We start from the raw sequence: 23,862 nt of genomic DNA, 5'->3' as shown, positions 1-23,862 counted from the left end.
CGGCAGGTGCGTACGGCCTGCCGCCGGTGCGGGGGTTCCGGTGGCCCAAGGGCGGCCGAGGCTTCGCCGCTGGTACTGGTCAGCAACTACCGGCGACCATGTCGGTCAGGAATCCTGGTTGGAGCGGGACGGGCTGATCCTGCTGGACTTCGACCCGCAGGTCGTAGGGATCGCCTCGCGGCCGTTCTGGCTGCACTGGCGTGACGGTAAGGCTCGTCGTCACGCGCCCGACTACTTCGTACGGCTGGTGGACGGGCCTCGCCCTGGCCTTCCTGCCGCGGGCGATGCCCCCCGACGCCCTGGCCGACCCCCGCCACCGCACCCTGCTGGACGCGATGGCCCAGGTCATCGGCGCGTAACGATCGGATTCGATACGATAGTCGGCATGGGCGTCCATGTCCCCACCCGGATGCTCGTCGAGGCGCTCGTCCGCACCGATCTCACGGTCGACGCCGGCGAGCTCTACGCCACCGCCAACCTGCTGGACATGAACGACCAGCAGGTCCGCCTGTGCATCAAACGGCTGGTCGCCGAGGGGCGGTTCGTCCAGGAAGGGCGGGGGCGCAAGGCGATCCTGCGCGCCACCGGCAGCACCGGACGCGCGATGGGCCTCGACGTCGAGTTCGTCACCCACGCCTACCGCCAGGACGCCGGGCTCGCCCCCTGGGACGGCGCCTGGCATCTCGTCGCCTTCACCGTCCCGGAGAGCGCCCGGCCCGCGCGCGACGCGCTGCGTGCCGCGCTCACCCTGCTGGGCGGCGCCCCCGTCCACGGCGGCCTGTACGTCAGCGCCAATCCGTGGGAGCCCCACGTCGAGGAGCACGCCCGCCGCCTGGACGTCCTCGGCCACGTCACCTTCCTGACCACCCGGGACCTGCGCCGGGGCGAGGAGAGCGATCCCGTCGCGCTCGCCCGGGCCATGTGGCCGCTGGGCGAGATCGCCGAGCGTTACGAGCGGCTCGCCGCGGTGGCCGAGCCCCGGCTCCGGTTCCTCCAGGAGCACGCCGAGCCGTCGGACAAGCCCGGATCGTCCGAGCCGCGGCGGCTGACCATCGCGGTGGAGCTGGCCGCGGAATTCACCCGTGCGATGGAGGCCGACCCGCTGCTTCCCCCCGAGCTGCTGCCCCGGCCCTGGCCCGGCGCCCGGGCCCGGGCGCTGGCCGCGCGCTGCTGGTCGCTGCTGGAGGAGCAGACGGGCAAGGACGCCGGCGCCGTCCGCCTGTTCGGCCTCTACGGCCGCCTGAGCCGTCTGGCCGCGGGCGCCTGACGGGCCGTCACGCCATCACGCCGTCACGCCGTCACGCCGTCACGCCGTCTCGCCGTCTCCACGGTGACCTGCACCGAGCCGCCGGTCCACCGGGCCAGGTCGGTCGCCGGCAGTGACCGGCGACAAGGTGCTCGTGCACAACCCCAAGGGTCCGGGCGGCATCTCGATCAAGGTCGAGGCGAAGGACAGGGACGGCAACGCCGTCCAGCAGGTCCTCACCGACGCCTACTCCGTGCAGTGACCGCCGTGGCGGGGCAGGCCCGTTCTGCCCCCGCTACCTGCGTTCCCGCTCACCGAGCCGGCGCCCGTCGCCCCGCAGCGCGACGGGCGTCACCAGCCGACCCGGGCTTCCAGGCGATCTCGTGCTCCGCGCGCTCGCCGACCGGCCGGGCGCGCCGGGACCGTGCCGGGTGGCCACGATCGACGAGGTGTGGGCGGGGGCGACGCTGTGGCGAACGCGGCCACCGCGACGGGCAGGCCCGGATCGAGCCCGAGCTGGGGGCACGCGGGCAGCATGGCGGGCGGCCACACGTTCAGGAACGCCGTCACCCATGACGGCGAGCGCCCCGTGACCCTCCTGATCGGCACGGACGAGTTCGACTCCGCCCGCGTCGACGCCGTCATCGGCGTCCTCCTCCGCGACCTCCGCTGACACTGACCGTGGTGACGCCGCTGCCCGGCGGACGGACAGGGGGCGTCGGAGTGAGGGTTCTCCCGGGGACCTGTCGGGGGCATCCCTGATGCAGGCCGCAGGGAAGGCCCGACAGGATTGACGGCATGAAGATCACTGCGATCGCGGGCGGCCTGCTGGCCTCCGCGGTGCTCCTGACCGGGTGCGGCCTGGACGCCATCGGCAAACCGAAGAACGAGGAGACCAGTACGTACCAGGTCAAGGAGAAGGTGCAGCGGCTTCACCTCAGAAGTGGCAGCGGGAACGTGACCGTCACCGAGTCGGATGCCGCCCATGTCAGCGTGACCGAGAGGCTCTACTGGAGCAACGACAAGCCGCGGGCCGCACACAAGGTGGAGGGCGGCACGCTGTCCGTCTCCTACGACTGCGAGAAGTCGTGGGGAACCTGCGGGGTCGAGTACCAGGTGGAGGTCCCCAAGGGGGTGCCGGTCGACCTGGACACCGGCTCGGGTGATCTGACGCTGAGGTCGCTCACCGGCCCTCTGGACCTGGAGGCCGGCTCCGGCGACATCAAGGGTGACGGCCTGGGCGGCAAGAAGCTCCTGGTCAAGGAGGGATCCGGCAACGTCACCCTGAAGTACGCGGTCGCGCCGGAGAGCGTCGAGCTGTCGGCCGGGTCGGGCGACGTCGTGCTCACCGTCCCCGACGAGACCTTCGACGTGAAGGCCAGCACGGCCTCCGGTGACGCCAGCGTCTCGGTCAAGAAGGACGGCTCCTCCCCGCGCAAGATGTCACTGACCACGGGCTCCGGAGACATCACAGTCTCCACCGGGTAACCAGTTCCCCCTCGCACGCCACTGCCGGGTAACCGGCACCCCCCGCGCACGTCCCGGCCGCGGCCGCGCGGACGGTTGCCAGGTTGCGGCCCGCAGGATGAGATGCGCCCGGCGCCGTCCGCCGCCGGCCGCTGCCGAGGGGGCGGGTGCCGGGCACAGTGAGTCAGCCGGTGTAGTCAGTGGCGTGGGCGGTGCCGACCGCGGGCCCACGCGACCACCGCCGAGCGGGGGCTTGCATCCTCGGGAGGACGAGCGTCCCGGGCGTTGACTTTGTCGCAAGGTATGACGCACGATGTTGCTACAAAGCTTGCGACAAAAGGAGGAGGCATGACGAACGCTTCCATGTCCGGGGCCGGACCGCCGTCGGCCGACGTCCGCTCCGCCGAGGCCTGGCTGCGGAGGCACGGCCTGGGCGACGGCCCGCCGACGCCGTTACTGGCCACGCGCCTGGCGGTGCGGCGGCGGGTGCGGCTGCTGGGCAGCGTCCTTCTGGCCGTGCTGATCATCGCGGCCTCCCTGGCACAGGTCGCCGCCCTGCCAGGAGCCTCCGGCGGGTCCGGATCGAATCGGCTGGCGCCGATGCTGGCGCTGAGCGGGTCGATCGTCGCGCTGCTGCTGACCCAGGCCCTGCTGGACGCCTGGGTGCGGCGCGTCGACCGGCGTGCCGGGGCCGCACTGCCGCGACGGGTGACCCATCCGGTGCAGCTCGGCTGGGCCGCCCTGCTCGGACGGCCCTACGCCGTCATGGCGGGCGCCACCTTCGCCTGCGCGTTCGCGCTGGGGGTGAGCGCGCTGGTCGTCACCGAGGGAACCGCACGGCATGCTGCCGTCGTGCTGCTGGTCGCCGTGACCGGAGTCGCCCTCGGCGCCGTCCTGCAGCTGCGCGAGATGCTGGCCCGGCCCGTCGTGGCCGAGGACGAGGTCTCGCTGACGGCCGACGTCGTCATGCGGATCGAGGACGCGCGCGAGAGCTCCGCGCCCCCTGTGTTGTGGACGCTGCCGGTGGTGCTGTTGTCCGGGTTCGCGCCCGGGTGGTGGAGCGCCGCCTCGGTGGGTTTCCTGGTGCTGGGGGTGCTCGCCCTGGTCGCCGTCCATGTCAGGACGCCGTCGTACGCGGCCACGGCGCGGCGCGCGGTGGGCCTGCGATGATCGTCATTGATGCGGGCTCGCCGGTCCCGCCGTTCGAGCAGTTGCGGGCCCAGCTCGCCCGGCAGATCCAGAACCGTACGCTGGCCGTGGGCGCCCGGCTGCCGACCATCCGCCACCTGGCGGCCGACCTCGGGCTGGCCGTCAACACGGTCGGCCGGGCGTACCGGGAGCTGGAGGAGGCGGGGCTGATCGAGACGCGCGGGCGGGCGGGCTCGTTCGTGTCGGCCGCCGGCGAGGAAGGCCGGGAACGGGCCCGCCGGGCCGCCGCCGACTACGCCGCCGTGATCGCCAGCGTCGGCCTCGACGCGACCGAAGCGCTCCGCATCGTGCAGGCGGCCCTGACGCCCGGCGCGGTAGCACCTGCCTCGCCATGACCATCCCCGTGATCCTGGACGGCGGCGAGCGCCGACACGTCCGGCCGCTCATCGAACCGGCCCGCATGACCGACAGCTGGGGTCGATGATCTCGAAGTCGGCCGTCGGCCGCTCCGGCACGGCGACGGCGGCCGGGGTGTGGGCTGCCGACAACGCGATCTGCGCGGAGGACTGGGCCACAAGGGCGCTGAGCAGCATCAACGGCAAGAACGGGATGCCCGCCGCCAACGCCGTCAGATCTGCCTGCGGGCCTGTCTCGAAGTCCCGGCGGATCAGATCTTGTGGCAGGATCGCGGGATGCTGCGACTCACCGACTTCATCATCGACTGCCCGGATGCGATGAAACTGGCGGCCTTCTACTCCGCGGTGACGGGTCGCCCGATCAGGGAGGGCAGCCACGAGAACTGGGCCGGTATCCGGTTCGGCGAGATCGAGCTGGCCTTCTACCCGGTGGAGGACTACCGCGCCCCGCAGTGGCCCGACGGCGAGCACCCCAAGCAGTTCCATCTCGACTTCGAAGTCGACGACATCGAGGCCGAACAGAGCCGCGTCCTGGCCCTCGGCGCGTCCCTGCGGCAGGACTTCATCGGCCCCAACGGCTACGGGTGGCGTGTCTACACCGACCCCGTCGGCCACCCCTTCTGTCTCTGCCGCAACAAGGGTGTCGTGTGGACCGACGAGGGCCCTGTCTGGCCCGAGCGCGCCTGATAGTGCTTCGTCAGGTCTGTCGGTGGCTGTTGCGGCGTGACGGTTTGAGCCTCTGACGGCAGGTGGGGCTGCGCCGGTCCAGGTCGCGAGCAGCAGTTGTGACTCGCGGATGACCTTGTAGAGGGTCAGACCGGCGCAACCGCTTCTGGGTCGAGCCGTAGCGTGGTGATGTAACAGAGGTGCGGCGGTGACAAGAGTGGCGTGGCGGCGCCGGCCGGCCCGGGATCGGCCTTCGAACTGACCGGCTCGCTCTCGTCGCCGGGCCTGGCCGCGACGGTCTGGTTGGCGATGACCCGGCCGGTGTCCAGCGGCACGTACCGGGCTCCCGCCGTCGCGGCGGCCGTCGCGGTGGAGTACCCGTGCACGTCGGCGTAGACGTTGACGGCGGCCGTGCCGGTGTTCTTGACCTTCAGCGCGCCGTCCGGGCCGAGCTCCCGCCACCTTGACCGTGGTGGTGGCCCCCGTCACCACGAGGATCCCGGAGAAGACCAGGATGAGCGCTGCCAACCATCGCACGACCGCACCGGCCTCCTGGCGGAGGATCACTCCGTGTTGCGCGGCTGACGCTATCAATGACCCTGAGCTCGTGAAATACAGCGAAAAATAGAGATTTTTCGTCTATCAACCGCCGTACGGCGGTTCGTCCGCCTGCAACTTCGGCGGTAGCCGCCGTCCCCCTTCGGGGCGTCCGGGGCCGCCTGCTGCCAGAGGCCGACCGGCAGGCGGCGCGTCCGGACTTATTCTCCGGAGTGGAGGTCGGGCTCTCTCGGTGACTCCAGCGCCTCTGCCGTCAGGTAGTAAATGTCGCGATGTTGATGAATGAGATCGCCGTCTTCCATGGTGCAGGCTATCCCGAAGGGCTGCTCGGGCGATCTCTCCACGTCTTTCCCCAGCGCCTCGTCCACTTCCAGAAACCACGTGATGCCCGCGATCGGCACCCCGGACGGGAAGGGGAAGGGGATGCGATCCTCGTTCGCGTGCATGATCTCGTAAATGGCACTCCGCAGGTCCGGTACGGCGTCGTTCACTTCTTCCGGGCTCGCGTCAGGCTGTATCCGCCGGTAGGACTTGCGCCCTTCTTCGAGAAGCCGGTCAAAATCCTCGATGCGGTAATCGATGCGGGACAGAATCGAAATTATCCCTCCGCTCTCGGGTTCGTCCGTCTCCGCCGCGTCGACCTCTTCGACCTCGCCATGCTTCGGCTCGCACATCACGTACTCCACCAGCCCCTTTTCCTGATCACCTTGGCCAGGCGCCGATGAGGCTACCGGAACAGGGAGGCGTTCGATTGTGCGTCCGCCGGCTCGGCGATTTCTCAATGCCGTCTCCATGACTACCCTCGAAGATCATGCTGATTCGGTTGCTTGGGCCGGTGGAACTGGAACGCGAGGCACGGATCCGCCAGGTACGGCCTCCGCAGGTCGCGCTCGCACTGGCCGCCCTGGCGTGGGAGGTGGGCCGGGTCGTCCCGGTCGAGGCGCTGCAGGAGAGGATCTGGGGCGAGCAGGTGCCCGACGGCGCCAGGAGGACCCTCTACACGATCATCACGCAGCTCCGCCACGAGGTGCTGGGCGACGACGGCGACGTGCTGCGCCGGCTCGGCGGCTATCTGCTCGACGTGGAGAAGACGGCGGTGGACCTCGTCCGGTTCCGCGGCCTGGCCGAGCGGGCGGCGTCCGTCCCGGAGCCTGAGGCGCTGCTGGGCGAGGCGCTCGGGCTGTGGCGCGGCGAGCCGCTCATGGGGCTGCCGGGCGAGTGGGCGGAGCGGGCGCGCCGCGCTCTTCGTGACGAGCACAAGGAGGTCCGCCTGCGCTGGGCGCGCGCCGTGACCCGCGCCGATCCGGGAGCGGCTGTGGCGGCGCTGTCGCCGCTGGCCGAGGAGTACCCGCTGGACGAGCCGGTGGCGGCGGCGCTGATCGAGGCGCTGCACGAGTGGGGCAGGACCGCCGAGGCGCTGACCCGCTTCGCGGACGTGCGCGCCCTCCTGGCCGAGGAACTGGGCGTCGATCCGGGGCCCGAACTGCACCGCGTCCACCAGCGGATGCTGCACCCCGATCGGGGCGCCCGCGCCGCCGAGCCCGTGGCGCCCGCCCAGCTCCCGCTCGACCTCGGCTGCTTCGTCGGCCGGGCCGCCGAGCTGGAGCGGCTGGACGGCGAGCGGGCCCCCGTCCGCGTGATCCACGGCCCTCCGGGGGTGGGCAAGTCGTCGCTGGCCCTGCGCTGGGCACACCTGCGCCGGGAGCGCTACCCCGACGGCCAGCTGCACGCGGACCTCGACGCGAGTGACGCCGCCGCGGTGCTCCCTCGCTTCCTCGGCTCGCTCGGCGTGCCGGAGGGACGGGTGCCCGCGAGCCTCGACGCGCAGATCGGGCTGTTCCGCAGCCTGCTGTCCGGCCGCCGGGTGCTGGTCGTCCTGGACGACGCCCGCGACGCGGCCCAGGTGCGTCCCCTGCTGGCCGGCGCGCCGGGCTGCCTGACGCTGATCACCACCCGCTCCGACCTGTCCGGCCTGTCGGTGACCGCGGGCGCGTCGCTGCTGCGCCTGGACGTCCTGCCGGACGGCGACGCCCGCGGGCTGCTGTCGGCGCGGCTGGGCGCGGCACGCCTGTCGGCCGAGCCCGAGGCCGCCGCGCGGATCGTGCGCCGATGCGGCCACCTGCCGCTGGCGCTGGCGATCGTCGCGGCGCGCCTGTCCCGAAGGACGGAGCTGTCGCTGGCCGATGCCGCCGCCGATCTGGCGCGTCCGGGGCTGGAGCCGTTCGTCCACGCCGATCCGGCCATCGACCTGCGTCAGGTGCTCGGACGTTCCTACCACGACCTGCCGGAACCGGCCGCCCGCCTCTTCCGGCTGCTCGGCCGCGAATCGGGCGTGCACCTGCCGCTCGCGGCGGTGGCGAGCCTGGCCGGGCTGCCGGTCGACCGCGCGCGGGAGACGGTCGACCGGCTCGACCACGCCAACCTGGTCGAGCTGCGCGCGGAAGGCCGCGTACGCCTGCACGACCTGCTCCGGGTCTACGCGGCCGAGCAGGGCCGCACGACCGACGACCAGGAGGTGCGCCGGGCGGCGACGCACCGCCTCCTCGACCACTACGTGCACACCGGCCTGGCCGCGAGCGAGGTCTGCTATCCCCATCGGGAGCGGCTGCACCCGCCACCGCCGGTCGCGGGCGTCGTGGTGCAGCGCTTCGCCGGCGCGGCGCAGGCGCTGCGCTGGTTCGCCGCGGAGTCGCTGCCCCTGCCCGCGCTGCTCGCCGAGGCCACCGGCGCCGGGCTGGACCGGCACGCCTGGCAGCTCGCCTGGGCGTTCACGGAGTTCATGCAGCGGCGCGGCCCGTGGGCCGAGATCCTCGGCGTCCAGGCGGTGGCGCTGTCGGCGGCCGAGCGTCTCGACGAGGGGCTGGCCGCGGCGCGCTGCCACAACGCCATGGCCCGCGCCCACGTCAAGCTGGGACACGACCGGGAGGCGGTGGCGCACTACGAGCGGGCGCTGGAGCTGCACCGCCGGTTCGCCGAGCCGGTCCTTGAGGCGCACGTCCACCTGGGGCTGACCGTCCCGCTGAGCCGGATCAGGCCGGGGCGGGAGCTGGGGCACGCCGTACGGGCGATGGAGCTGTTCAGGCAGGGCGGCGACGTCGTCGGCGAGGCGCGGGCGCTGAACAACGCGGGCTGGTGGCGCGCCCAGCGCGGCGAGTACGAGCAGGCGCTGGCCGACTGCCGCCGGGCGCAGCGCCTGCTGGCCGGCTTCGGATACCCGCAGGGCGAGGGGCACGCCTGGGACAGCGTCGCCTACGTCCTGGACGCCATGGGCCAGCACGCCGAGGCGGTGGCCTGCTACGAACGCGCCGCGGAGTTGCTGCGGAGCTGCGACGACCTGTATCCCGCGGCGGAGACGCTGGTCAGGCTGGGCCAGACGCACGCGCAGGCCGGTGAGGCCGAGGCGGCGCTCGACGCGTGGAAACGCGCGGCGGAGTGGTTCGACCAGCTCGGCGACGCCCGCGCGGAGCAGGTCAGGGAGCAGGCCAGAGCGTTGGGGAAGCACTGAGACTGCGCTGAGACGGGCGGCGCACGCCGGCGTGCGGGCGGCGCCGCGGCGCGCTCCCACGACTCGGGCCGGGCGGGCTATCCGAGCGCCGACCGGCTGCTCGGCGTGGTCCTGCGCGAGATCCGCCGGCCGCCCGCCGGTGCCGGCCGAGCGGCGGCGGCGTGGGCGCGGGCGGCGTCCTCGTCGCCGAGGCGGCGGGCCAGCTCGGCCAGCACGAGATGGGTGGACCCCCAGCAGGCGGTGCCCATGCCGGCCACCACCAGCAGGTCGGCGTACGGAAGCAGCCGGTCGTAGAGCGCGCGCGGATCGGGCACGCCCAGGCGGGCGGCGACCAGGCCCCAGACGGGCACGAGGAAGTCGGCCACCCAGTCGTCGGGGACGTCGGTCCCCCAGCGCGTCAGCAGCTCGTGCGCCAGCTCGACGCGGCCGGACTCGGCGGCGGCGAGCACGGCGACGGGCCGCAGCGGCACGAACCGCGGCTCCTCCGCGGCGGCCACCAGCTCCTCCAGGATCTCGGCCACCCGCCCCTGGCCGCGCCGGCAGGTGAACGTGGTCACCAGCCGGTGGAACCTGCGGCCCCACATGGTCGGGGCGAACCGCATGTCGCCGTACCGGGCGAGCAGGTCCTCGGCCTCCTCCCATCGGCCGTCGAGGGTGGCACGGGGGGTCTGGGCGATGCGCACCATCGACTCCAGCTCCGGGCGCGGCGATCCGGCCAGCAGCGCCTCGCAGCGGGCCAGTTCCCGGTCCCAGCCGGGCAGGTCGCCGTCGCGCAGCAGGCAGGACATGAGGGAGACCCGAGCCAGCACCTCGCCGCTCACCGGCAGGCCGGGCAGGGCCGCCAGTTCCTCGGCCATCGCGCGCCGCGCGGCGTTGCCGCCGGGGCGGAACGCGGCGAGCAGGTAGTTGTTCATCGTGCGGGCCAGGAGCGGCGTGTCACCGGTCCGCCTGGCCAGGGCGACCGCCTCGGCGGCGTGGCGTTCGCCCTCGGCGCCGCGGGGACCGTAGTGCAGTTCGAGGGCGAGGGTGCCCAGGAGGGTGGCGCGGTCGGCGTCCGGCAGCGGGCCGTCGAGCAGCTCTTCGATGACGGCGACCAGGTCGGGGTCGACGACGCCGTACGGGCGCCAGTTCCACAGGGCCGGGCCGCCGATGGCGGTGACCGCGGAGATGAGCGCCTCCCGGTCGCCGGCGGCCCTGGCCAGGCCGATCGCCTCCTCCCAGTCGCGGTGCGCGTCCTGCGGCTGACCGGCGGCGCGGTGGGCGTGGCCGAGCTCGGTGAGCAGGCGGGCGCGTTCGGCGTCGCGGCCGGGTTCGAGCGCCGACAGGGCGAGCGTCCAGAAACCGGCCGCCTCGGTGTGGGCGAGCTGCGCGCCGGCGTGCCGGGCGGCGCGGGAGGCGTACCTGACGGTTCTGCCCGCGACGTCGAGGCGGCCCGCCTGGGAGAAGTGGTGGGCGAGCGTGGCCGACCGCGACTCGGGCAGGACGCCTTCCAGCGCCTCGCCCGTACGCAGGTGCAGGCGTGAACGGTCGAGCCTGCCGAGCCCGGCGTACAGGGCCTCCTGGACGAGGGCGTGCGAGAAGCGGTAGTCGGGCCCGGCGGGCGGCTCGGTCAGCAGACCGGTGGCGACGGCCGGCTCCAGAGCGGCCATCACCTGCTCGGCGGTGCTGCCGGTGACGGCTTCCAGCAGGCCGGCGTCCACGTCACGGCCGGCCACGGCGGCGGCGGCGAGCAGGACCCGGGTCTCGTCGGGCAGGCGCGCGACGCGACGCTCGATCACGTCACGGGCGCCGCTGGGAACCGTGCGCTCGCCGCGCGGCAGGCGCAGCACCTCGCCGAGGTAGAAGGGGTTGCCGCCGGTCCTGTCGAGCAGGTCGCCGACCAGGCCGGGCTCGTCGGCGACCCGCTTGGCCCGCAGGAAGGCGGCCACGTCGCCGGAGGTGAACGGCGGCAGCTCCAGGCGCTCGCCCGACCGGGTCAGCGCCGCCAGCGTCCCGCGCAGCTCGCCGGGGTGGTCGCCGGGCTCGGGACGGCAGGTGACCAGGACGAGCAGCGGACGCCGCAGCGCGGACTCGGCGACGAACTCCAGCAGCCGCAGCGAGGACACGTCGGCCCAGTGGAGGTCTTCGAAGACGACGGCCAAAGGCGCCTGCGGCCGGGTCAGGACGTCCAGGACCTGCTCGTACAGGCCGAACAGATCCTGCTCGGGGTCGCGGGCGCGGCCGGACAGCAGCCCGGTGGCATCGCCCGCCTCGCGCAGGATCTGCGTCCAGGGCCAGAAGGCCGAGGCGGCGCGATCGACGCAACGTCCCCACGCCACCCGGAACCCGCGCGCGGCGGCCAGGTCGGCGGCGGCCCGGACGAACCGGGTCTTGCCGATGCCCGCCTCCCCCATGACCAGCACGGCCCCGCCGTCGCCGCGCCGCGCGGCGCCCAGCCGCCGCGCCACCAGCTCCAGCTCGGCCGAGCGGGCGATGAGGACCTCGCCCTCCGGTTCGGGCGCGGCCGGGACGAACGCCGCCACCGGCTCGGCCACCGGCGGACGCAGCTCGGGCGCCTGGTCGAACACCGCGCGTTCCAGCTCCCGCAGGTCGGGGCCGGGACTCAGCCCGAGATCGGCCGACAGCCGCTCACGCACCCGGCGCAGCGCGGCCAGCGCGTCGGCCTGCCGTCCGGCCCGGTAGAGCGCGCGCACGAGCAGCGACCAGGCCCGCTCCCGGTACGGCTCGGCCTCGACCAGCGCCTCCAGACCGGGGATCAGAGGCGCGTCCTCCCCCAGAGCCAGGCGCGCGTCGAAACGGTCCTCCAGAGCGGTGAGGCGGATCTCGGCGAGCCGCGCGGCGACCGGCTGGGCGAACTCCTGACCGGCGAACTCCCCCAGCGGTTCGCCCCGCCACAGCCCGAGCGCCCGGTCGAGCAGCTCGACGGCCCGGCCGGGCGCGCCACCCGCCAGCGCCGCGCGGCCCTCGCCGGCCCAGGAGGCGAACCGCCACAGGTCCACCTGACCGGGCGCGACGGCCAGCAGATAGCCCGGCTCACGGGTGAGCAGGACACGCGGCGGGGTACGCGGCGGCCGGTCGGGCTCCAGCACCCGGCGCAGATGGGCGATGTACGCCTGCAGAGTGCGGGTCGCCCCGGCGGGCGGCTCCCCCGCCCACAGCTCGTCGATGAGCCGGTCGAGCGACACCACCCGGCCGGGCTCCAGGGCCAGCATCGTGACCAGGGCACGCTGCTTACGCGTACCGAGATCCAGCACACCCTGCCCGCCGGCGACTTCAAGCGGCCCGAACAGCCGGAACTCCAACCCTGCCATGTCCGTCTCCACCCTACGGCACCTCAACTCGATCCCAGCTCGACCCCAGCCCCCACCCGACAAAGTGGAGCCATCGACGAGAGAGGCGTGAACATGAACATCGGGGACGAACTGCGCGGAGTGGTCCGGGGCACGGTGCTCGCGGCCGGCGACGAAGGGTTCGAGCAGGCCCGGCGGCCCTGGAACCTGGCGATCGACCAGCCCGTGCGGGCCGTGGTCGAGGCCGTCGACGCCGAGGATGTGGCCGCGCTCGTCCGGCACGCCCACCTGGCAGGACTGACCATCACCACCCAGCCGAGCGGCCACGGAGCCACGGGCGACACCGGCGAGGCGATCCTGCTGCGCACCGCCCGCCTCGACCACCTGCACGTGGACCCCGCCGAACGCGTCGCCCGCGCGGGGGCCGGCGTGAAGTGGGGCCGCGTCCAGGAGGCCGCGAGCCCGCACGGGCTGACCGGACTGGCCGGCAGCAGCCCGGCGGTGACCGTCACCGGCTACACCCTGGGCGGCGGCCTGAGCTGGTTCGGCCGCCGGCACGGCTGGGCGGCCGGCAGCGTCCGCGCCTTCGACATCGTGGACGCCACGGGCACGCGCGCCCGGATCACCGCCGACGACGACCCCGAGCTGTTCTGGGCCCTGCGCGGCGGCGGCGGCGACTTCGCCGTCGTCACCGCGCTCGAATTCGACCTGCACCCGGCCCCCGACCTCTACGGCGGCCGCATGTTGTGGCCCGCCGCGACGGCCCCCGCCGTCCTGGAGGCCTACCGCGAGATCACCGCCACCGCACCCGACGAACTGACCCTCTGGTACGACCTCCTGCAGTTCCCCGGCGCCGCCCCGCTGGTGGCCGTGGACGCCACCTACCTGGGCGCGGGCGGCGACGCCGAGACGCTGATGCGGCCACTGGAGAAGATCGCGGGACGTCTGTCGGACTCCCGCGCCGTGCTGCCGGTCGCCGGACTGGGCGCCATCACCGCCGAACCCACCGACCCCGGCCCCGGCATGTCCCGCGCCGAACTGCTGACCGGGCTGACCGACGACGTGGCCGCCGTGCTGCTGGAGCAGCCCATCGACCCGCTGCTCAGCGTCCAGGTCCGGCACCTGGGCGGCGCGCTGGCCCGGCCCTCCGGCATCCCGGCCGGGCACCTGGCGGAGCCGTACGCGCTGTACCTGTTCGGCATCCCCGGGCAGGACGGGGGCGCCGCCGTGCGCGAGCGCATGGACCGGCTGACGGGGGCGCTGGTGCCCTGCACGTCGGGGCGCAAGCCGTTCACCTTCCTCGCGCCGGGCGAGCGCGCCGCCGCCGCCTTCGCCCCGGACGACCTGGCCCGCCTCCGGGACGTCAAGCGGTCCCGCGACCCCCGCGGCACCTTCCGCGGCAACTTCCCCGTCCTCGCCTGACGACCACCGGGGAGCCGCCGGGAGGAGAGCACGTCAGCGGCGTCGTCCCCGTCCCGGCCGGCGGCGTGTTCACCGGCCGCGCCTCACCGCGGGTCGGACGCCTCGGGCTGTTCCGGGCGGCGTCCCCATGCCGAGATCAGCGGCGCGAGGGTGAGGTCGAGCTCGCCGGCCTCGACGGCGGCCAGGTGCGCGTCGATCTCGGCGTCGTCGGCCAGACCGGCGGCGAGCAACTCGGCGCGGACCATGCGCACCGTCGCGGCCTCCAGCCGGTCGCAGGCCACCCCGCCGACCGGGAAGCAGCCGGCCGCCGCGACGTCGACCAGGCCGGCCGCGCGCAACGCCCGCGGCAGCGTCCGGCCGAAGCGCAGGTCGGCGCCACGGCGGGTCAGCAACTCCCGGACGGCGCGCCGCAGCCGGTTGGCGCGCTGCTGTGCCGGGCCGGCCTCGTCGAGGCAGGCCAGCGGCTGCAGCTCGGTGTCGGCGTCCTCGACCAGCAGCCGGCCGCCGGGGCGCAGCGCCGCCACCATCGTCGCCAGCGCCCTGGCCCGGTCGGGCACGTGGACGAGCACGAGCCGGGCGTGCACCAGGTCGAACGTGCCCGGCTGCGGCGGCGGGTCCGCGACGACGTCGTGCCGGAGCACCTCGTACCCGGCGTGCGGGTCCAGCCAGGTGGGGTTGATGTCCGTGGCCAGCACGTGACCGGTCGGCCCGACGGCCGTGGCGAGCGCCTCGGGGATGCCGGGGCCTCCCGCGCCGACTTCCCAGCAACGCCAGCCCGCCTGCACGCCGAGCCGGTCGAAGTGCCCCCGTGTGACGCCGTCGAACAGCTCGGCCAGCCAGGTGAACCGCTCGCCCGCCTCCCTCCTGGCGTTGTCGAGCAGGTAGCGGTGATCCGGGACGGACCCGGAGGTGGGGGACGCCGCGCCGGCGCCATCCACCGCCTCCCCTGAGGTCGTGTCCGGCTCGGGCCCGTGGTCGGCGAAGGGCTGCGATGAACTCATGCCGCCATCCTGACGATCTTCCACGTGCCGCGTCAGCACGACAGGGGATTCAGCCGCCGAGTGAGGCCAGGGCCCGGCGGGTGACGTCGGCCGGGGCCGCGGCGATGACGTCGTCGAGCGCGTCCATGGAGGTCTGAAGGTCGCTGATGGCCTGGGCGATGCGGGCGCGCTCCTGGTGGAGGTCGGCCAGCAGGTCCGAGCAGGTGGGGACGAGGCGGTCGCCGGCGTCCCGCAGGCACGGCAGGACCGTCATGATCGTCGAGGTGTTCAGGCCGGCGGCCAGCAGGCTGCGGATGCGGCGGACGACGGCGACGTCCTCCTCGGCGTATTCCCGGTAGCCGCTGGGGCGCCGCTGCGGGTGGAGCAGCCCCTGTTCCCCGTAGTAGCGCAGCAGGTGCACGGCCACGCCGGTCCGCCGGGACAGCTCACCGATGCGCACGACGACCTCCTGACGGCGAGCCGGTCATCACCCTGCTCCTCTTGACTCTCATATCGATGTGAGACTTTAGCGTCTACGCCATGAAGATGGACAAGGGTTTCGCGACGCTCGCGGCATTGTGCTCAAGCGTCTTCGTCGTGGGCACCTCGGAGTACCTGATCGCCGGGTTGCTGCCCCAGGTCGGAGCTGATCTTGACGTCTCCGTGGGAACCGCCGGACAGGCGGTGACCGCATATGCGCTCGGAGTGGTGGCCGGAGGGCCGCTCATGGCCCTGCTGACCTCGCGGCTGCCGCGCAAGGGGCTCGCCGTCGGGCTGATGCTGCTGTTCGCGGCGGGCAGCGCGATCAGCGCGGCGGCGCCGTCGTTCGGCCTGCTCCTGGTGGGCCGCGTGGTGTCCTCGCTCAGCCACGCCGCCTTCCTGGCTCTGGCGCTGGTGACGGCCACCCGGGTGGTCCCGGCCGAGCGGACGGGCTCGGCCATCGCCACCGTGGCCTCCGGCTTCACCGTGGCCACGCTCCTCGGAGTGCCCCTGGGCGCACTGCTCGGGGAGAGCGCCGGTTGGCGGGCTCCGTTCGCCGTGCTGACCGTTCTGTCCCTGGTGGGCGCCATGCTCCTGGCCGTCGTCCTGCCCCGGCAGGAGGCGCCGTCCACGCGACTGCGTGACGAGATACGCGTGGTGACGCGCCGGCCGGTCATGCTCGCCATCGCCACCACCGCGGTGGGCTTCTCCGGGGTCGCCACGGTGTTCACCTACATCGCCCCGCTGCTGATCCGCGTCTCCGGCTTCTCCCCCGCGGCGGTCTCCGGTCTGCTGCTCGCCTACGGCGCGGGCAGTTTCATCGGCAATCTCACTGCCGGACGGCTGACCGACAAGTCGATGAGCGCCACCGTACGGGGGGTCTTCGGCGGGCTGGCGGGGACGCTCCTGCTGGTCCCGTTCGCCGTGGTGTGGCAGCCTGCCGCGGTGGCCGCGGTCCTGGTGCTCGGCCTGCTCGCCACCGCGACCATCGCCCCGCTCCAGGGACTGATCCTGCACCACGCGGGCGCCGCCCCGAACCTGGCGGTCTCCGCCAACGTCGGCGCCTTCAACCTCGGGGCCGCGGCCGGCTCGGTCATCGGCGGCGCGATCGTCGCCGCCGGCGCCCTGCGGTGGACCGGCCTGGCGGGCGCAGCACTGAGCCTGATCGGACTGGCCCTCACCTACCTCGTCCTGCCCCGGCCACGGACGTCGCCGAAGACCGCCGAACACCAAGCCCCGATCGCCGTCTGACTCCCCGCCCACCCGCCGCGCCGCGCCGACCGCCGTCCAGAGGACCAGGTGACGAGTGAAGCAGCGCGGCATGGCCCTCATCGGTCAGGACGTCGTACGCCGGGAGATCCTCCGCGAGCGCGACACGGCGGACGGCGTGAACATCAGGCTGCTCGACGTGATGTGCCGCCACGCACGGAACGCCGGCTACCACGTCATCCTGGATCCCCAGAGGAGACGCTCGCCAGGCACCGGACGCGGCCTCAGCGCACCCGGTTCAGCTTCGACGACATGCGGCGCTGGTACCTCGAACAGGACGTCCTGCCCGGCGCGACGGAGACGATCATCGACGAGAGCAGCACCCTGGCCCGGACCGTCGGGCTGATTCTCCAGAACGCCGGCCTCGTGACAGGCGAGGCGACACGCCTGTGAGGAGTTGGACCTGCCGTCGGCTGCTGTCAGCCGTCCGGGCCCGCAGGACAAGGCGGCTCCCCCGGCTCAAGGGCGTTCGGTGAGCAGTTCGGCCAGGCGGTCCGCGAAGGCGGTGAGCCAGTCCAGGCGTGCTCCGCTCCGGGCGATGCGGAAGCCGTGGCGCCGCCCCGAGAACGCGGCCTGGACGGCATGGAACTGGGCCCACCGCCGGGCACGCTCCCGATCGACCTCCGCGGCCTCGGCGAAGACGTCCAGCACGCGATGGACGGCCTTGCGCAGGTCGCCGGCTTCCAGGAGCGTCAGCGCGCGCGACTTGAGCAGCGTGCCGCCGTCATACGCGGGGTCACCCGCGTACCCCTTGGGGTCGACGGCCAGCCAGGGCTCGCGATCGGCCCGCAGGATGTTGCCGGCGTGCAGATCGCCGTGGACGAGGAGATCCGGCTGCACGCGGCCCAGCTCGCGGACGGTCGCCACGGCGGCCTCCACCACCTGAGGCCCCGGTGCGCGCGTCACCTCCGCGGCGTCCTTACGCAGCTGCTCCTCCCAGGCGTCGGCCTGCTCCCGCAACCGGGGCAGACCGGGCGGCGCGGGGACGGCCAGCCGGCGACTGATCCGTCCGGCGACCGTGACGACCTCATCACCGTCCTCAAGCTCCGCCAGCCTCGACGGCCGGGCCCGTTCGAGCAGCATGGCGAAACGCTCGTCGTCGCGCTCGTACAGCCGGACGGCGCCGCGCCCGCCCCACGCGGCGAAGGCGTCCGGTTCGTGGACGTTGCCGGGATGCGGGAAAGACACCTTCAGCACAGCGGCCTCCCCGGCCCGCCGCACCGGGACGATGATCCCGACCCCTCCATGCAGGACGGCGCCGTCCGGCACACAGCTCCATGACGCCAGCAACTCCTCCGCGATCCCGGGCAGCTCGGCGAGCCACTTCGCGGCGCCCTCCCCTTCACGCTCGACGGTGCTCCGCGCGAACGCCTCCGGTACCTCGATCATTCGCGGCACGCTAGCACCAGCGGAAGCGTCTCCCCCACCGCAGTGGAGCCATGCGCGGCGACATGTGCGCCTTCCGGCAAGCGCACCACCTCATGGAACGGGCGGGGTGCAGAATCTGAGCCTCGCCCTCGACGCGGTGGCCGTCGCACCCGGCAACTCGGCCGAACGACCGCCGTATCAGATCCCGGGCGAGGCGAACCGGACATCCGTTCAGCCAGCCGCCGAGGGCGGCGGGTGGCTTTGTGCGGGTGGGGAGTTTGGCAGTCTTGCTGCCATGTATCCCGCTTCTGCACTTGGCGAGTTCCTGCGGTCCCGACGGGCCCGACTGCGTCCCGAGGACGTGGGCCTGAGCTCAGGAGTCAGGCATCGGCGCGTGACGGGGCTGCGCAGGGAGGAGCTGGCGCCGCTGGCCGGAGTCAGCGTCGGCTGCTACACCCGCCTGGAGCAGGGGCAGAGCCCCAACGTCTCGGACGACGTCCTGGACGCTGTCGCCCGCGTCCTGCGGCTGGACGACGACGAGCTGCCCCACCTGCACCGGCTGGCCAGGGCCGCCCGGGCCGGGGCGAGGGCCAAGCCCGAGCAGCCGCGTCCCGGCATCAGGCTGATGCGGACGCCTTCACCGACCGGCCCGCGATCGCGGTCGGCCGGCGGGGCGACATCCGTTTCCCCACCGACGAAGGGCTGAACGCGCTGGTCGACGAGCTGCCGGCGCTCAGCCTGGAGTTCCGTGCGATGTGGACCGAGCACCCGGTGAGCAACCGCGCCTCCATCTCGCGCGACTACCGGCATCCGGAGGTGGGCGTCATGACCCTCACGCCGAGCAGCCCCTATCGCGGGGTCGTGTCAGCGGCGGTCAGGTCGTGAGCGTCCGTCGTCATGCGGCCAGAGTGCGGCCGGCCGCGAAGATCAACCAGAGCCCTGCTGAGGGTACATCTGTCAGGTGCAGGACGGGCGGACGCGGGGGGCGATCCGTCGCGTCCGGCAATTCGCTAAGGACGTTGCAGAATCACCGAGTCGGAGAGCTGGGTGAGCAACTCCAGTTGATCGAAATAGAGGCGCAAGCTCGTGATGAGTCCGTCTTCCACTGTGCAGACATAACAGCATCGCAAACGAACAGGGCGGCCCGTCGCGTGCAGCACCTGACCGTCGGGCATGGTGTATGGGCCTCGGTGAGTTCCGACCATGAGAAGCTCGTCGACGGTTGTCGCCTCACCCTCGGAGGACTCCGTGATCACGGCCCGGACGTCGGGGAACGCCGTCCAGAACTCCTCCAGATAGGAGGCCAGCTCGCTGTGTCCCTGAGATACGCCTTCGGGGCTGATGGACACTCCGGCCGGGCTGAAAGTGCCGAGCAGTGCCGTCATGTCGTGGGCGTTGAACGCGTCCGTATAGCGGTCGCGCACCTCGCGGGCAACATTCATGGCACCGGGTCCTCCTACTATTCGCTCGATGCCCAGCGTGGCTGTCGATATGCGGTCGAATGACCAACGCAAGCTAGATCCGCATACTCGGCGAGGTAGAATTCTGGGCCTTTCGCAAAGGCGCGCGGCGGGGCGGCAGGAGACCGAGGGGCACCGGTCGCCTGTTGACGCGAACGTGAGGAAAGGATACGTTCCGGTAGATTTCACGGTTGTCCAAGGGAAATCCGGTGAGATGCCGGTGCGGACGCGCCACTGTATCCGGGACGTAGATCCCGGGAGCCAGGTCGCTTGGCAGCCGTGACCTCGTGATATGGGACGCGTGACCCCTGAGGAGGCTTGACATGACCGGGTTGTCCACCCCGTCGACGATTCCCTTTCCGCGCCTGCGCCCTTGGCTGCTGCTGGCCGTGCCCGTGCTGCTGCTGGTCGCCTACCTGGTTCTGATGGACAACGGCGCCATCTCCCAGACCGGCACCTTCCTGCACGAGCTGATGCACGACGGGCGTCACCTGCTCGGCGTGCCCTGCCACTGAGGGCCCGTCATGGTACGCACCTTCCTGGCCAGAGGTCTGCTCGTCGGACTCCTGGCCGGACTGATCGCGGGCGCCTTCGCCTTCGCCTTCGGTGAACCTCGCGTGGACCACGCGATCGCCCTGGAGGAGGCCGCCGCCCAGGCCGAGGCGCCCGATCCGGACGCCGGGACGGCCGGGCACGGCCACGCAGAAGCGGCCGAGCACAGTCACGGCGAGGACGCCGTGGTCGGCAGGCCCGTGCAGAAGGCGGGGCTGTTCCTGGCCACCGGGCTCTACGGGCTGGCCGTGGGCGGGGTGTTCGCCCTGGTGTTCGCCGGGCTGCGCGGGCGGGTCGGCCCGCGTTCCGACGGGCGGCTGGCGGTCGCCGCGGCCGGTACGGCGTTCGCCGCGATCATCCTCGTGCCCTTCGTGAAATATCCAGCCAACCCGCCTGCGGTGGGCGATCCGGACACCATCAACAGCCGCACGCTGCTCTACGTGGTGATGATCCTCGTCGGGCTGGCGGCGACGGCGATCGCGGTGGCGACGGCCCGCCGCGTCGACGGCGGCCCGTGGGCTCGCTGGACGGCGGCGGCGGTCGCGTTCCTGGTGCCCGTCGTCGCCGCGTGGTGGTTGCTGCCGGCGGTCGATGAGGTGCCCGAGGGGTTCCCCGCCACGCTGCTGTGGGAGTTCCGGCTCGCCTCGCTCGGCACGCAGCTCGTCTTCTGGGCGGCGTTCGGCGTGTTGTTCGGCTGGGCGAGCGACCGGGCGGAGCGGCGTACGGCGGCTCACCCGCTGGTCGCGGCGCCGAGCTGAGCAAGGTGCTGTTCGTCCGGCATGCCACGACACCGGGGATGCGGGCCGGGTGCTTTCCCGCCGACGAGGACGCCGACGCGGCGAGCCTGACCAGGGCCGCGGCGGCGGGGCCCGTCGAGGCGGCGGCGGCATGGGCCGCTCCCTGCAGGGCCGCGCGGCAGACGGCCGCCGCCATGGGGCTGGCGGCCCGCGAGGTTCCCGCCCTGGCGGAGGCGGACTGCGGCCGGTGGCGGGGCCTGCCGTACGGACGGGTCGCGCTGGCGGAGCCGGACGCGCTGGCGAGCTGGCTGGCCGACCCGCACGCCGCCCCGCACGGCGGTGAGTCACTGAGCGCGCTCGCCGCCAGGGTGGCGGGCTGGCTCGACTCGGTACGGGACGAGCCGCGGGCCGTCGTGGTCTGCGACGCGGGCGTCATCAGAGCGGCGCTCGGCCATGCCCTGGGGCTGGATCCGCTGCGCGCGGCCCGTTTCGACCTGGCTCCTCTGTCCACCACCGAGCTGACCGTCGCGCGGGACGGCTGGCGGGTGGTCCACGTCAACCGGAAGGCTGAGTCTTGATCGTCACCTATCCGTTCAGCGCCGTCGTCGGGCTCGGCGACCTGAAGCTGGCGCTGGTGCTGAACGCGGTGTCGCCCCGGGTGGGCGGGGTGCTCGTCCGCGGGGAGAAGGGAACGGCGAAGTCCACGATCGTGCGGGCGCTGGCGGCCCAGTTGCCCACGGTGTGCGTGGTGCCCGGCTGCCGGTTCGCCTGCGACCCCGCCGTACCCGACCCTGAGTGCCCGGACGGGCCGCACGAGCCCGGCGCCGAGCGGGTGGAACGGCCGGCCGCTCTGGTGGAGCTGCCGGTCGGCGCGTCGGAGGACCGGCTGGCCGGCTCGCTCGACGTCGAGCGGGCGCTGACGGAGGGGGTGAAGGCGTTCGAGCCGGGGCTGCTGGCGGCCGCCCACCGCGGCGTCCTGTACGTGGACGAGGTGAACCTCCTGCACGACCACCTCGTGGACCTGCTGCTCGACGCGGCCGCGCTGGGCACGTGCTACGTCGAGCGGGAGTCGGTGTCGGTCCGCCATGCCGCCCGCTTCCTGCTGGTGGGCACCATGAACCCGGAGGAGGGCGAGCTGCGTCCGCAGCTTCTGGACCGGTTCGGGCTGACGGTCGAGGTCAGGGCGTCCCGCGACCCGGAGGAGCGCGCCGAGGTGGTGCGGCGGCGGCTGGCCTTCGAGGCGGACGCGGCGGCGTTCGCGCGTCGATGGACGGCAGCGGAATCGGCGTTGTCGGCCCGCATCGCCGCCGCGCGGTCCCGGGTTCCCGGCGTGCGGTTGCCGGACGCCCGGCTGCGGCAGATCGCGACGGTGTGCGCCGCCTTCGAGGTGGACGGCCTGCGTGCCGACCTGGTGACGGCGAACGCGGCCATCGCCCACGCCGCCTGGCAGGGCCGCGACACGGTGACGACCGAGGACGTGCGGGCCGCGGCCCGGCTGTCGCTGCCGCATCGCCGGCGGCGCGATCCGTTCGACGCTCCGGGCCTGGACGAGGCGCTGCTCGACGAGCTGCTGGAACGCACCTCAGGCGACGACGCCCCGGACGGCGGCCCCGACGGCTCCGGTCCCGGCGGACCTGGCGGGACGCCGCCACCGGGCGACGGCACCGGACCCGAAACGCGGAACCACCCGACCGGCGCCGAGCCCTCGGCGGACGGCCGGACGGCCGCCGCTGACCCACCGGCGTCCACGGCCGCCGGTGCGGACGCGCCGCCGATGGCCGGAGACCCCGCTCCGGACGCGGCGACCGCCACGGGGACGGCGGCCTCCCGAGCATCGGCGCCCCAGGCGGCCTCCCAGACGGCCTCGCAGGCGGCCTCCCAGGCGGCCGCGCAGGTGGCGGGCGTGGCCGCGCCGTACCGGGTGCCGCTGCTGGAGGTGCCGGGGGTCGGCGAGGGAGCGGTGGGCCGGCGGTCGCGGTCCCGGACCCGGCGCGGCCGGAGCGCCGGCGCGCGCCGCCCGCCCGGCCCCGTACGCGACCTCCATGTGCCGGCGACGCTGCTGGCAGCGGCGCCCCACCAGCGGGAACGCGGCCACCAGGGCCCCGGGCTGGCGCTGCGCGGCGACGACCTGCGCGAGGTGGTGCGCGAGGGCAGGGAGGGCAACCTCGTGCTCTTCGTGGTGGACGCGAGCGGCTCGATGGCGGCGCGCAAGCGGATGACCGCGGTCAAGACGGCCGTGCTCAGCCTGCTCCTCGACGCCTACCAGCGGCGGGACAAGATAGGACTGATCACCTTCCGGGGCGCCGTCGCGGAGGTGGCGCTGCCGCCCACCTCGTCGGTGGAGGCAGGCGCGGCCCGGCTGCGCTCCCTGCCCACCGGAGGGCGCACGCCGCTGGCGGCGGGGCTGGTGCGCGCGGCGGAGGTGCTGCGCGTGGAACGGCTGCGCGACCCCGCCAGGCGTCCGCTGCTGGTGCTGGTCACCGACGGACGGGCCACGGCCGGCGGCGACGTGGACCGGGCCGCCGCGCTGCTGGCCGGCACCGCGTCGGTGGTCGTGGACTGCGAGAGCGGGCCGGTCAGGCTCGGCCTGGCCGTCCGGCTGGCCGCCCGGCTGCGCGCGCGGCTCGTGCCTCTCGACTCTCTGGCCGATCTCGGCTCGGTCGTCCGTGACCACAGGAAGGCGGTCTGAACATGCCTCAGGGAAAACCGGCTGTCGTGCCCGACGACGGCCTGACCACGCGCCAGCGGCGGACCCGTCCGCTGCTGATGGTGCACACCGGACCGGGCAAGGGCAAGTCCACGGCCGCCTTCGGGATGGCGTTGCGGGCCTGGAACCAGGGCTGGCCGGTCGGGGTGTTCCAGTTCGTGAAGTCGGCCAAGTGGCGCATCGGCGAGGAACGGGCGCTCAAGGTGCTCGGCGAGACGGGCGAGGGCGGCCCGGTGACCTGGCACAAGATGGGCGAGGGCTGGTCGTGGATCCAGCGGCCCGGCAGCGAGGAGGACCACGCGGCCGACGCCCGTGAGGGCTGGGAGCAGATCAAGCGCGACCTGGCGGCGCAGACGTACCGGTTCTACGTGCTGGACGAGTTCACCTACCCGCTGAAGTGGGGGTGGCTGGACCTGGACGACGTGCTGAAGACGCTGACGGACCGGCCGGGCAGCCAGCACGTCGTGATCACCGGCAGGGACGCGCCCGGACGGCTGATCGAGGTCGCCGACCTGGTGACGGAGATGGGCAAGGTACGCCACCCCATGGACGCCGGGCAGAAGGGGCAGAAGGGCATCGAGTGGTAGTTC

Annotated in this window: 26 protein-coding genes and 1 riboswitch; of the genes, 19 read left to right on the top strand and 7 right to left on the bottom strand. The window is 73.5% G+C overall.

All coding sequences use genetic code 11. From position 1 onward, the window contains the following. Positions 1-200 precede the first annotated feature (200 nt). The 8 genes from AB0C33_RS35510 to AB0C33_RS35475 all read left to right on the top strand — a co-directional run bounded on the left by AB0C33_RS35510 (position 201) and on the right by AB0C33_RS35475 (position 4,965). Positions 201-359 (top strand): hypothetical protein, encoded by a 159-nt coding sequence (locus AB0C33_RS35510; protein ID WP_358295473.1) that lies wholly within the window; start codon positions 201-203, stop codon positions 357-359. Positions 360-385: 26 nt separating this feature from the next. Then, positions 386-1,267: a PaaX family transcriptional regulator C-terminal domain-containing protein gene (locus AB0C33_RS35505; protein WP_358295470.1), complete on the top strand. Its 882-nt coding sequence runs from the start codon at positions 386-388 to the stop codon at positions 1,265-1,267. Between the two features lie 112 nt (positions 1,268-1,379). Then, on the top strand, positions 1,380-1,508 hold the full coding sequence (locus tag AB0C33_RS35500) for a hypothetical protein (RefSeq protein ID WP_358295468.1): 129 nt from the start codon (positions 1,380-1,382) through the stop codon (positions 1,506-1,508). A gap of 207 nt (positions 1,509-1,715) precedes the next feature. Continuing rightward, positions 1,716-1,919 (top strand): hypothetical protein, encoded by a 204-nt coding sequence (locus tag AB0C33_RS35495; protein WP_358295466.1) that lies wholly within the window; start codon positions 1,716-1,718, stop codon positions 1,917-1,919. A gap of 125 nt (positions 1,920-2,044) precedes the next feature. Beyond that, positions 2,045-2,734 (top strand): DUF4097 family beta strand repeat-containing protein, encoded by a 690-nt coding sequence (locus tag AB0C33_RS35490; RefSeq protein ID WP_358295464.1) that lies wholly within the window; start codon positions 2,045-2,047, stop codon positions 2,732-2,734. Positions 2,735-3,061: 327 nt separating this feature from the next. Continuing rightward, positions 3,062-3,883, top strand: coding sequence for a hypothetical protein (locus AB0C33_RS35485; RefSeq protein ID WP_358295462.1), 822 nt, complete (start codon positions 3,062-3,064; stop codon positions 3,881-3,883). After that, complete coding sequence (locus AB0C33_RS35480; RefSeq protein ID WP_358295459.1) at positions 3,880-4,257, top strand: GntR family transcriptional regulator; 378 nt, start codon at positions 3,880-3,882, stop codon at positions 4,255-4,257. The genes AB0C33_RS35485 and AB0C33_RS35480 overlap by 4 nt, the downstream gene beginning before the upstream one ends. Positions 4,258-4,554: 297 nt before the next feature. Next, positions 4,555-4,965 carry a VOC family protein gene (locus AB0C33_RS35475; protein WP_358295456.1) on the top strand — a complete coding sequence of 137 codons (411 nt, stop codon included), beginning with the start codon at positions 4,555-4,557 and terminating at the stop codon, positions 4,963-4,965. A 125-nt stretch (positions 4,966-5,090) separates the two neighbouring features. Here the strand turns inward: AB0C33_RS35475 and AB0C33_RS35470 are convergent, their stop codons facing one another. Beyond that, positions 5,091-5,330 carry a hypothetical protein gene (locus AB0C33_RS35470; RefSeq protein WP_358295453.1) on the bottom strand — a complete coding sequence of 80 codons (240 nt, stop codon included), beginning with the start codon at positions 5,328-5,330 and terminating at the stop codon, positions 5,091-5,093. 372 nt (positions 5,331-5,702) lie between these two features. Further along, positions 5,703-6,188 (bottom strand): hypothetical protein, encoded by a 486-nt coding sequence (locus tag AB0C33_RS35465; protein WP_358295450.1) that lies wholly within the window; start codon positions 6,186-6,188, stop codon positions 5,703-5,705. 125 nt (positions 6,189-6,313) lie between these two features. Between AB0C33_RS35465 and AB0C33_RS35460 the strand changes: the two genes are divergently transcribed. Next, positions 6,314-9,007, top strand: coding sequence for a BTAD domain-containing putative transcriptional regulator (locus AB0C33_RS35460; protein ID WP_358295447.1), 2,694 nt, complete (start codon positions 6,314-6,316; stop codon positions 9,005-9,007). A 77-nt stretch (positions 9,008-9,084) separates the two neighbouring features. On the opposite strand, the gene AB0C33_RS35455 is transcribed toward AB0C33_RS35460, so the two are convergent. Beyond that, positions 9,085-12,318, bottom strand: a complete 3,234-nt coding sequence (locus AB0C33_RS35455) for a BTAD domain-containing putative transcriptional regulator (RefSeq protein WP_358295444.1) — start codon at positions 12,316-12,318, stop codon at positions 9,085-9,087. 93 nt (positions 12,319-12,411) lie between these two features. Here AB0C33_RS35455 and AB0C33_RS35450 point away from each other — a divergent pair, with 93 nt between their 5' ends. Continuing rightward, a complete protein-coding gene (locus tag AB0C33_RS35450; protein WP_358295441.1) occupies positions 12,412-13,719 on the top strand; it encodes an FAD-binding oxidoreductase in 1,308 nt (435 codons plus the stop codon). Between the two features lie 83 nt (positions 13,720-13,802). Here AB0C33_RS35450 and AB0C33_RS35445 read toward each other — a convergent pair whose 3' ends face one another. Both AB0C33_RS35445 and AB0C33_RS35440 read right to left on the bottom strand, forming a co-directional pair. Further along, positions 13,803-14,720, bottom strand: coding sequence for a methyltransferase domain-containing protein (locus AB0C33_RS35445; protein WP_358295438.1), 918 nt, complete (start codon positions 14,718-14,720; stop codon positions 13,803-13,805). Between the two features lie 49 nt (positions 14,721-14,769). Then, a complete protein-coding gene (locus AB0C33_RS35440) occupies positions 14,770-15,159 on the bottom strand; it encodes a MerR family transcriptional regulator (protein ID WP_358295435.1) in 390 nt (129 codons plus the stop codon). 80 nt (positions 15,160-15,239) lie between these two features. Here AB0C33_RS35440 and AB0C33_RS35435 point away from each other — a divergent pair, with 80 nt between their 5' ends. Next, entirely contained in the window at positions 15,240-16,430 is a 1,191-nt protein-coding gene (locus tag AB0C33_RS35435; RefSeq protein ID WP_358295432.1) for an MFS transporter, read from the top strand. Positions 16,431-16,700: 270 nt separating this feature from the next. Further along, on the top strand, positions 16,701-16,841 hold the full coding sequence (locus tag AB0C33_RS35430; protein WP_358295429.1) for a hypothetical protein: 141 nt from the start codon (positions 16,701-16,703) through the stop codon (positions 16,839-16,841). 66 nt (positions 16,842-16,907) lie between these two features. Here the strand turns inward: AB0C33_RS35430 and AB0C33_RS35425 are convergent, their stop codons facing one another. Continuing rightward, positions 16,908-17,837 (bottom strand): aminoglycoside phosphotransferase family protein, encoded by a 930-nt coding sequence (locus AB0C33_RS35425; RefSeq protein ID WP_358295427.1) that lies wholly within the window; start codon positions 17,835-17,837, stop codon positions 16,908-16,910. Positions 17,838-18,111: 274 nt separating this feature from the next. Here AB0C33_RS35425 and AB0C33_RS35420 point away from each other — a divergent pair, with 274 nt between their 5' ends. Together AB0C33_RS35420 and AB0C33_RS35415 are read left to right on the top strand one after the other, a co-directional pair. After that, positions 18,112-18,522: a helix-turn-helix transcriptional regulator gene (locus tag AB0C33_RS35420; protein WP_358295424.1), complete on the top strand. Its 411-nt coding sequence runs from the start codon at positions 18,112-18,114 to the stop codon at positions 18,520-18,522. Next, positions 18,471-18,701 carry a hypothetical protein gene (locus AB0C33_RS35415; protein WP_358295651.1) on the top strand — a complete coding sequence of 77 codons (231 nt, stop codon included), beginning with the start codon at positions 18,471-18,473 and terminating at the stop codon, positions 18,699-18,701. The genes AB0C33_RS35420 and AB0C33_RS35415 overlap by 52 nt, the downstream gene beginning before the upstream one ends. Positions 18,702-18,826: 125 nt before the next feature. Here AB0C33_RS35415 and AB0C33_RS35410 read toward each other — a convergent pair whose 3' ends face one another. Then, positions 18,827-19,258: a nuclear transport factor 2 family protein gene (locus AB0C33_RS35410; protein ID WP_358295421.1), complete on the bottom strand. Its 432-nt coding sequence runs from the start codon at positions 19,256-19,258 to the stop codon at positions 18,827-18,829. Positions 19,259-19,435: 177 nt separating this feature from the next. Next, positions 19,436-19,565, top strand: a riboswitch (cobalamin riboswitch). Between the two features lie 34 nt (positions 19,566-19,599). Here AB0C33_RS35410 and AB0C33_RS35405 point away from each other — a divergent pair. From AB0C33_RS35405 to cobO, 5 genes are read left to right on the top strand one after another with little or no spacing between them, the layout of a single operon-like run. After that, positions 19,600-19,791: a CbtB domain-containing protein gene (locus AB0C33_RS35405; protein ID WP_352320001.1), complete on the top strand. Its 192-nt coding sequence runs from the start codon at positions 19,600-19,602 to the stop codon at positions 19,789-19,791. Positions 19,792-19,800: 9 nt separating this feature from the next. Beyond that, positions 19,801-20,586, top strand: a complete 786-nt coding sequence (locus AB0C33_RS35400; RefSeq protein WP_358295417.1) for a CbtA family protein — start codon at positions 19,801-19,803, stop codon at positions 20,584-20,586. A 5-nt stretch (positions 20,587-20,591) separates the two neighbouring features. Further along, positions 20,592-21,143, top strand: coding sequence for a histidine phosphatase family protein (locus AB0C33_RS35395; RefSeq protein ID WP_358295415.1), 552 nt, complete (start codon positions 20,592-20,594; stop codon positions 21,141-21,143). Continuing rightward, positions 21,140-23,254, top strand: coding sequence for a VWA domain-containing protein (locus AB0C33_RS35390; RefSeq protein WP_358295412.1), 2,115 nt, complete (start codon positions 21,140-21,142; stop codon positions 23,252-23,254). Before AB0C33_RS35395 ends, AB0C33_RS35390 begins: the two co-directional genes overlap by 4 nt. Before the next feature lie 2 nt (positions 23,255-23,256). After that, positions 23,257-23,859, top strand: coding sequence for a cob(I)yrinic acid a,c-diamide adenosyltransferase (gene cobO / locus AB0C33_RS35385; protein ID WP_358295410.1), 603 nt, complete (start codon positions 23,257-23,259; stop codon positions 23,857-23,859). The last annotated feature ends 3 nt before the right edge of the window (positions 23,860-23,862 follow it).

Source organism: Nonomuraea sp. NPDC048881 (assembly GCF_040649795.1).
Classification (GTDB): Bacteria; Actinomycetota; Actinomycetes; order Streptosporangiales; family Streptosporangiaceae; genus Nonomuraea.
The sequence above is the reverse complement of the archived record's forward strand: the minus strand, read 5'-3'. Positions and strand labels throughout refer to the sequence as shown.

Coding starts and splice junctions, on each gene's coding strand:
- AB0C33_RS35420 (WP_358295424.1), top strand. CDS start 18,112: ATGTATCCCGCTTCTGCACTTGGCGAGTTCCTGCGGTCCCGACGGGCC.
- AB0C33_RS35475 (WP_358295456.1), top strand. CDS start 4,555: ATGCTGCGACTCACCGACTTCATCATCGACTGCCCGGATGCGATGAAA.
- AB0C33_RS35485 (WP_358295462.1), top strand. CDS start 3,062: ATGACGAACGCTTCCATGTCCGGGGCCGGACCGCCGTCGGCCGACGTC.
- AB0C33_RS35400 (WP_358295417.1), top strand. CDS start 19,801: ATGGTACGCACCTTCCTGGCCAGAGGTCTGCTCGTCGGACTCCTGGCC.
- AB0C33_RS35480 (WP_358295459.1), top strand. CDS start 3,880: ATGATCGTCATTGATGCGGGCTCGCCGGTCCCGCCGTTCGAGCAGTTG.
- AB0C33_RS35405 (WP_352320001.1), top strand. CDS start 19,600: ATGACCGGGTTGTCCACCCCGTCGACGATTCCCTTTCCGCGCCTGCGC.
- AB0C33_RS35460 (WP_358295447.1), top strand. CDS start 6,314: ATGCTGATTCGGTTGCTTGGGCCGGTGGAACTGGAACGCGAGGCACGG.
- AB0C33_RS35435 (WP_358295432.1), top strand. CDS start 15,240: ATGAAGATGGACAAGGGTTTCGCGACGCTCGCGGCATTGTGCTCAAGC.
- AB0C33_RS35430 (WP_358295429.1), top strand. CDS start 16,701: ATGCGGCGCTGGTACCTCGAACAGGACGTCCTGCCCGGCGCGACGGAG.
- AB0C33_RS35505 (WP_358295470.1), top strand. CDS start 386: ATGGGCGTCCATGTCCCCACCCGGATGCTCGTCGAGGCGCTCGTCCGC.
- AB0C33_RS35425 (WP_358295427.1), bottom strand. CDS start 17,837: ATGATCGAGGTACCGGAGGCGTTCGCGCGGAGCACCGTCGAGCGTGAA.
- AB0C33_RS35450 (WP_358295441.1), top strand. CDS start 12,412: ATGAACATCGGGGACGAACTGCGCGGAGTGGTCCGGGGCACGGTGCTC.
- AB0C33_RS35455 (WP_358295444.1), bottom strand. CDS start 12,318: ATGGCAGGGTTGGAGTTCCGGCTGTTCGGGCCGCTTGAAGTCGCCGGC.
- AB0C33_RS35410 (WP_358295421.1), bottom strand. CDS start 19,258: ATGAATGTTGCCCGCGAGGTGCGCGACCGCTATACGGACGCGTTCAAC.
- AB0C33_RS35445 (WP_358295438.1), bottom strand. CDS start 14,720: ATGAGTTCATCGCAGCCCTTCGCCGACCACGGGCCCGAGCCGGACACG.
- AB0C33_RS35490 (WP_358295464.1), top strand. CDS start 2,045: ATGAAGATCACTGCGATCGCGGGCGGCCTGCTGGCCTCCGCGGTGCTC.
- cobO (WP_358295410.1), top strand. CDS start 23,257: ATGCCTCAGGGAAAACCGGCTGTCGTGCCCGACGACGGCCTGACCACG.